Source organism: Synechococcus sp. R6-10 (assembly GCF_047461815.1).
In the GTDB taxonomy this organism is placed as follows: Bacteria; Cyanobacteriota; Cyanobacteriia; order Thermostichales; family Thermostichaceae; genus Thermostichus.
This window is the reverse complement of the sequence record NZ_JANSHW010000598.1, coordinates 1-3,394: the sequence shown is the minus strand read 5'-3', so window position 1 is coordinate 3,394 and position 3,394 is coordinate 1. Positions and strand designations below refer to the sequence as shown.

Here is a 3,394-nt window from a genome sequence, read left to right as displayed (position 1 = left end):
TTTGGGGAAATGAGTCTTGGCTCAAAGCTTTGTTTCTGGGTGCAGTAGGGAGAGAGACTCTTTATTGTGAAGATGCTTTATTGTGAAAAATAATTGTGAAGATTCAGCGGGATCCCTTGCGCCAGCGGCAATAGAGTTTTTCCAACTCCACCCAGACCATAACCACGGTGCTGAAACCCAGGCAGATTAAAAGTTCAGTACGGCTTAGCTCCTCTGTTCCAAAAAAGCTGCGCAAGAAAGGCACATAGAGCAGAGCCAATTGCAAGAGCAGAGTGGTCAGGACCGCGCCCAGCAGGTAGGGGTTGGAGAAAGGGTTGGTCTCGATGGTGAGCTTCTCGTTGGAGCGCACGGCCAGCGCATGGCCCATCTGGGCGATACACAGGGTGGTGAAGACCATTGTGCGCCAGTGGGGGATGTAGGCTTCCACAATGGCCATCATGAGGATCGTGGAGATGGCGAAGACCACGCCGATGCGCACCATGTAGGCTCCCAGCCCCTGGGCGAAGATGCTCTCTTTGGGGTTGAAGGGGGGGCGCTGCATCACCCCTGGCTCCGCCGGTTCCAAAGCCAAGGCCAGAGCGGGCAGGCCATCGGTCACCAAGTTCATCCACAAGATCTGTAGGGGTGTCAGCGGCACATCCCCCAAGCCCAGGATGGGGGCAGCAGCCACTGTCAGCACCTCACCGATGTTGCTGCCCAAAATGTACTTCACAAAGCGGCGGATGTTGCTGTAGACCACTCGCCCTTCTTCAATGGCTGCCACGATGGTGGCGAAGTTGTCGTCCAGCAGCACCATATCGCTGGCCTCTTTGCTCACATCGGTGCCCGTGATGCCCATGGCGATGCCAATATCCGCTTGGCGCAGGGCAGGGGCGTCGTTGACCCCATCCCCGGTCATGGCCACGAACTCGTTTTGCTTTTGCAAGGCCTGGACAATGCGCAGCTTGTGTTCGGGGGCGACGCGGGCATAGACCCTGACGGTTTGTACCGTTTGCAGCAGCTCCTCGAAACTCAAGCGGGAGAGGGTACGCCCGTCAATCGCCTGATCCTCCGACTCGAGAATGCCCAGCTGGCGGGCAATGGCAACAGCTGTCAGTTGGTGGTCGCCGGTAATCATCAACGTGCGGATCCCGGCTTCTCGGCAGCGGGCCACGGCCTCTCGTGCCTCTGGTCGCGGAGCATCGTGCATCCCCATCAGGCCCAGCCAAACCAGGTTGTGCTCCACCTCTTCCCCGTTGTCCGGGATCCGCTCTAGCCTCTGGGTGGCTACCCCCAGAACCCGGATACCTTGGGCGGCCAGGCGGTTGTTGGTGCCGAGGATGGCTTGGCGATCGGTTTCCGACAGCTCCTGCCAAGTTCCCCCTTTCTGGATGCGATCACACCGCTCCAGCACCAGCTCTGGGGATCCCTTGATGTAGACGCAGTAGCCGCCGTTTTCTTGGATCACCACGCTCATGCGTTTTCGTTCCGAGCTGAAGGGGAGCTCCTGCACCCGTGGGTAGCGCTCCTGTAAAGAGCCTTTGTGGAGGTTGGCCTTGGCGGCTGCCACCAGCAGGGCGGCCTCGGTGGGATCCCCCAGGATGGACCAGGTGGGCGTTGAAGGGGGGGAAGAAACTGCAGACCGAGGGTTACGCCCGGCAACGGGTTGGAGACTGGCCTGCAACAGGGCATCGTTGCAGAACACCACGGCCCGCAAGATGGCCTGCAAATCTGGGGCGCTCTCCGGATCCATGAGCTGGCCGCCGCAGTAGAAGGAGCCCTTGGGGATGTAACCGCTGCCGCTGACGTGGTAATGGCGGTCGGGGGTAATGATGTCGGTTACCACCATTTTGTTTTCCGTGAGGGTGCCGGTTTTGTCGGAGCAGATGGTGGTGACGGATCCCAGGGTCTCTACTGCCGGCAGGCGGCGGATCAGGGCGTGGCGGCGCACCATGCGTTGGGTGCCAATAGCCAGGGTGACAGTGATAACCGCAGGCAGCCCCTCTGGTACCACGGCCACGGCCATGCTCAAGGAGGTTTCCAGAAGCGAGGTGAAAGGGGCCATACTCCTGGCTTGCAGCAGCCCTATCCCCACCACCAGGGCCACCAAAGCCAGGGATCCCGACACCAGCACATTGCCCAGTTGGCTCATGCGCCGCTGCAGGGGAGTGGGCTCGTTTTCCACCGTTTGTAGCAGCTTCGCCACCTTGCCCAGCTCCGTGTTCATGCCGGTGGCAGTAACCAAGAGGATCCCTCGCCCCTGAATCACTTCGGTGCCCATGAAGGCCATGTTGCGCCGTTCCCCCAGCTCGATGTCCGGCGGGAGTACGCAATCTGCCTGTTTGGTTACAGGGGTGGCTTCTCCGGTCAAAGCTGCTTCCCGCACCTGCAGGTTCACGGCCTCGGCCAAGCGCCCATCGGCTGGGATCTGTACCCCAGCTTCCAGCAGCACGCGATCCCCCGGCACCAGTTGGCTGGCTGGAACTTCTTGCCACAGGCCATCCCGCTCCACCCGCACAGTAGGGGAGGCCAGTTTTTTCAGGGCCGCCAGCGCTTTTTCCGCCTGACTTTCTTGCAAATAGCCCAGGCCACCGTTAAGGCCAACGATCAACAAAATGGCCAGGGCATCTTTAGGAAACTCGCCTTCTTGCAAGTCCAAAGTGGCTGAGATCGCCGCTACGGCGATCAGCATCAGCAGCATGATGTTGCGGAATTGATCCAGCAGGACTTGCCAGGAGCTACGGCCAGAAGTGGTGATCAGCTCATTGGGGCCATATTGCCGCTGCCTCTGGATCACCTGCTGAGTGGTGAGGCCACGATCGGGATCGGTCTGCAACTTCTGGATGGCAGCGGCGAGGGTGAGGCTATGCCAGGCAGGAACAGAAGCAAGGGGGGATCCATCCGGTGGGATCATCGCGACCACTCGAGGGTTCTTGCCGCATTTTGACATACTCCCCGCCCTCGAGGGGGAGGATTCTTGTCATCTCCCCAGTTGTTCGGGCCATAGCTCTTCTGGCGCCAGCGGCTGGGATCATCTTCAGAGCGCCAAGCCCACGACGAGGATCGAACTCGTGACCTCCCCCTTACCAAGGGGGTGCTCTACCACTGAGCCACGTGGGCGAAGCCGATGGTGGGCCGAGTTGGATTCGAACCAACGTAGGCGTAAGCCAGCGGATTTACAGTCCGCCCCCTTTAACCCCTCGGGCATCGACCCGTTGACACCGGTCCTTCATCATAGCAGAAGGTGTTGCGTAAGTCAGACACACTCCCACTGTGCCAATTGTCAGCCATCTCAAAACCGAGGAGTCAGAGTCGAAGCGGAACGAGGCAGCCCCAGAGCTGGGTATAAAGGGATCGGGTTAGGGCTGGGCACTTTTCAAGACAAACTGAATAAGGAACTTGATATCGTTTAAGA

General features: G+C 59.6%; 1 protein-coding gene and 2 tRNA genes. All 3 read right to left on the bottom strand.

What is annotated here, in order from left to right; all coding sequences use genetic code 11:
• Positions 1-103: 103 nt before the first annotated feature.
• The 3 genes from NW837_RS14380 to NW837_RS14370 all read right to left on the bottom strand — a co-directional run bounded on the left by NW837_RS14380 (position 104) and on the right by NW837_RS14370 (position 3,193).
• Positions 104-2,893 (bottom strand): cation-translocating P-type ATPase, encoded by a 2,790-nt coding sequence (locus NW837_RS14380; RefSeq protein ID WP_414332266.1) that lies wholly within the window; start codon positions 2,891-2,893, stop codon positions 104-106.
• A gap of 134 nt (positions 2,894-3,027) precedes the next feature.
• Positions 3,028-3,099, bottom strand: a tRNA-Thr gene (locus tag NW837_RS14375).
• An 8-nt stretch (positions 3,100-3,107) separates the two neighbouring features.
• Positions 3,108-3,193, bottom strand: a tRNA-Tyr gene (locus NW837_RS14370).
• Positions 3,194-3,394 lie beyond the last annotated feature (201 nt).